This is a genomic window from Mycobacterium sp., assembly GCF_035499775.1.
In the GTDB taxonomy this organism is placed as follows: Bacteria; Actinomycetota; Actinomycetes; order Mycobacteriales; family Mycobacteriaceae; genus Mycobacterium.
The window spans coordinates 1-3,336 of record NZ_DATJYB010000571.1; the positions used below are offsets into that span (position 1 = coordinate 1).

General features: G+C 62.9%; 5 protein-coding genes and 1 pseudogene. 2 read left to right on the top strand and 4 right to left on the bottom strand.

Annotation, left to right across the window (positions count from 1 at the left end; all coding sequences use genetic code 11):
- The 4 genes from VML93_RS34605 to VML93_RS34620 all read right to left on the bottom strand — a co-directional run.
- A partial coding sequence (locus VML93_RS34605) for an amidohydrolase family protein (RefSeq protein ID WP_325617749.1) occupies positions 1-680 on the bottom strand: 680 nt, incomplete at its 3' end.
- Positions 677-1,240, bottom strand: a complete 564-nt coding sequence (locus tag VML93_RS34610) for a hypothetical protein (protein WP_325617751.1) — start codon at positions 1,238-1,240, stop codon at positions 677-679. The genes VML93_RS34610 and VML93_RS34605, both read right to left, overlap by 4 nt.
- A complete protein-coding gene (locus VML93_RS34615; RefSeq protein ID WP_325617753.1) occupies positions 1,237-1,968 on the bottom strand; it encodes a hypothetical protein in 732 nt (243 codons plus the stop codon). Before VML93_RS34615 ends, VML93_RS34610 begins: the two co-directional genes overlap by 4 nt.
- Positions 1,969-1,982: 14 nt before the next feature.
- Positions 1,983-2,246, bottom strand: a complete 264-nt coding sequence (locus tag VML93_RS34620) for a nickel-binding protein (protein WP_325617755.1) — start codon at positions 2,244-2,246, stop codon at positions 1,983-1,985.
- A 46-nt stretch (positions 2,247-2,292) separates the two neighbouring features.
- Here VML93_RS34620 and VML93_RS34625 point away from each other — a divergent pair, with 46 nt between their 5' ends.
- Both VML93_RS34625 and VML93_RS34630 read left to right on the top strand, forming a co-directional pair.
- Entirely contained in the window at positions 2,293-2,994 is a 702-nt protein-coding gene (locus VML93_RS34625) for a TetR/AcrR family transcriptional regulator (RefSeq protein WP_325617757.1), read from the top strand.
- Positions 2,995-3,055: 61 nt separating this feature from the next.
- Positions 3,056-3,336, top strand: a pseudogene (locus VML93_RS34630) (hypothetical protein); the annotation flags it as partial.

Sequence of the window (3,336 nt, forward strand, 5' to 3'; positions counted from 1 at the left end):
GTCTCTTCGTCGTAGTAGGGGAAGTCCCACATCTTGGGCGGGAGGCTCTCCCGTGCCCACCAGCGACTCCTCGCCAGATCGCCAGCTCCCGCGATCAGGTGACCGGTTGGCCTTCCAGCGTGGTCACGAACGATGTGGCCTTCAGGCTCGGTGGGGTCCGGTGTCTGAGTGGTGATGTTAGCTAGCTCGAGCGCCATCGAGTTGATGATGATGTTCTTGCCGGACTGGAACATGTACACGGGATTACTAGGTGAGACCGAGTCCAGATCGTCCCGGTTCGGAAACCTGCCCTCTGCGAGCGGTCCCCGGTACATGCATGAGGTGATCACCCATTCCCCTGGCTGAAGGGTGGCGACTTTGGCGGCGATCTGATCCAGCTGTTCGGCGATCGAGCGACATCCGGCGATATTGACGCGCACGCCCACCTCGGGCGCGTCCAGACCCGCCAAGAGGTAATGGGTGTGGTTGTCGATCATGCCTGGGATGAGGGTGCGACCCGTCAGATCGATGACACGGGTGGCGTCGCCCGCCAGAGAAAGCACTTCACCCTGGTTTCCGACGGCGACGATGCGGTTGTCCAGGACCGCGACCGCCCCGGGGGACGTTGTACCCGCGTCTTCAGCGGTGAGAATGCGGCCGCCGTGAAAGATCAGTGACGGGGTGATCCTCGCCTCGCTCACTGTGCGGCGGCCTCCAGCACCTCAGCGATATCAGCCCACGCGAAGCCGGATAGGTCGACCGGGTCAGCAGCGGCTCCGCATGCGTCACACGTCCGAAGTGACTCATCCTGGTTGAAGTCCGTGGCCGCCTCCCAGTAGTGCCGCTGCGGCACCTCTGTCGTGAACTCGACCTTATGCAGCAAAGCACCACACGCGTCGCAGAACCAGGCAACGGCCTCGGTGAACGGTGGCGCGTCCTTGATCCGCACCTGCACGAGCTCGGTGTGGGGAACAATCCGTGACGGCAACCGAGCTGGCAGATAGACCACGTCACCTGGACCGATGGTCATGACCGTTCGCTCCGGGTCGCGAAACTGGACCTCCCCCTCTCCCGACATGGTCACCAGCACCTCGTCTTTGGAGGTCACCAGGTAGAAGGGCTGTGGTGTGGAGCTGCGGCTCAGGTGCGGGCTCGGCTCGACACCGTACGGCACGACTGGGAAATCATCGAACGAACCCCATGCCAGGTTCGCTTCCTTAAGAACGTTGAGCGTCTTGCGGCGCTCCGGATAAGGCCTCACCTCGCGGCCGCCGCGGCCGGGTCGGCGACTGCGGCGGCCGCCGCGATCTCGATCTCCTCGCGCGCGCGGTTGGCCAGCGTCGCGTACTGCGCATACCGGCGCCATCCGGCGATGTCCTGCGGGAACTTGTCCTGCACCTTCCCGCATTTCGGGCAGGTCCGGTCGCTCTCGTTGAACGCGTCCACGGCGTCCGCGTAGAGCCGGACGTTGGGCAACTCCCGGTAGTACTTGTGCGGCGGACCGGTCAACACGTCGCGGTCGTAGCGGAAGACAACCTCATTGCACGAGCTACACCGGAACATCTTGGCCTCGTTCTGCGGGCCCTTGTCCTTCATTCGAATCACGATGATGCAGACCTGGTATGCCTCCATCTCCGGTGCGTTGGGGTTCTTCAAGAACGTGGTAACTCCGTGGGTGGTGTTCTGCACGTACAGCTGTCCGGTCTTGAGCGAGCCACCCTCGGCCGCCAGGCACAGCACAATCTCTTGCTGGTCGTTGTAGTGGAAGAAGTGGAACCGCGGCATCTCTGGCAACGAGTAGGAGAAGGCCGCCGCCGGCACCAGATCACCGTTCCCGAAGTAGGGGAACAGTTCCTTCTGCTGCTGCATCCCCTGATGGTTCATCATCGACTCGAAGACGTTGGTCCGCAGCGGCTTCTTGCTAGCGGGCCGGCTATCACCGAACCAGGTCAGTTCCCCGGCGACGGGTACAGTTACTGTCGCAGTCATTGGCTGGGATCTCCTTACACCATGGCCCGCAAGTCGTCTGCGGAGGCATCGAACTGAACCTCGGCGATCTCGTCGAAGGGAAATCCGATGGCTTCCATTTCTCGCTCCACGGCGCCGGCGTCGTCAGCTTCGTACAGGTTGACGATCGTGCCCGCGGCCATGTTGGCGTAGCAGTGCAGGAACGTCGCGTGACGGTTCGCCAGAATGTCAGGCACGTTCTCCTGGAACTGTTCCGGGGTAACCCCGGGAGCGTGGTGGATAACCAAGAACTTGGCCATGTGCTCCTCCTAGCGGGGACGCCTCGACGGTGGACCTTGCCGTCCGATGATTGAACTCTACCGTTCAGTTCAGTACGGTCAAGGGGTGGCGAAACAAGTCCCCAGCAGCATCTCCACCCACACGTCGACCCCGCAGGCCGGCACCACGACCCCGTCGGGAAGACCAGACCGCAAACGAAGCAGCATTCTCAAGGCGGCGCGTGACGTGTTCCTCGCGCAGGGATTCCAATCCGCCTCCATGGAGACGGTCGCTGCCGAAGCCGGTGTTTCCAAGGTCACGATCTACGCCAAGTTCGGCAGCAAGCACGACTTGTTCAGCGCGATCGTGGACGAGATCTGTGAGCAGATCCTCGCCATCGAGATCGTCATCCCTGAAACGATGGAGTCGATTCGACAGGGACTGAATGACCTTGCGGTCAATTACGCCCGGGTTCTGTTCGACCCCGATGTGCTGGCCTTGGTGCGCCTCGCCATCGGCGAGAACCAAGCGCGCCCAGATCTCGGGCAGGTGTATAACGCGACCGGCCCCCAACGAGCGCGGAAGGGACTGGTCGAGCTCTTTGCCAGCCTCAACGCACGCGGCGAGCTCCGGATCGATGATCTAGAACTTGCGGCGGACCAGTTCCTGGCATTGATTCAGCCACAGCGCTTCTACGTGCTGCTCGACCCTTCCGCCGCCCCGTCAAGCGATGAGGTCGAGCATGTGGCCCGCGCCGGGGTCGATGTCTTCTTGTCGCACTACGGCTGACCGTCACTGGTCAAGCCAAGCCGCCACCCGAGCCCGCAATCAACAGACCGAGGTGTTCGTCGTGACCCAACCCCCTTCGAGCACAGCCGGCTCACCCGCGGACATCGTCTTGCGTGCGGGCGCAGTCCACACGCTCGTGCCGGGGCTGCCCACGCAGAGCGCACTGGCAGTGCGCGGTGACCGGATCGTCGACATCGCACCAACTCGTGAAGGTGTCGACGGCTGGATCGGTCCTACGACCCAGGTGATCGACGCGCCCGAGAGTGTGGTTCTGCCGACCTTCGACGACACCCACACGCACCTGATCTACGCGGCACTGGGTGCGTTCGCGGTTCCCGTGCA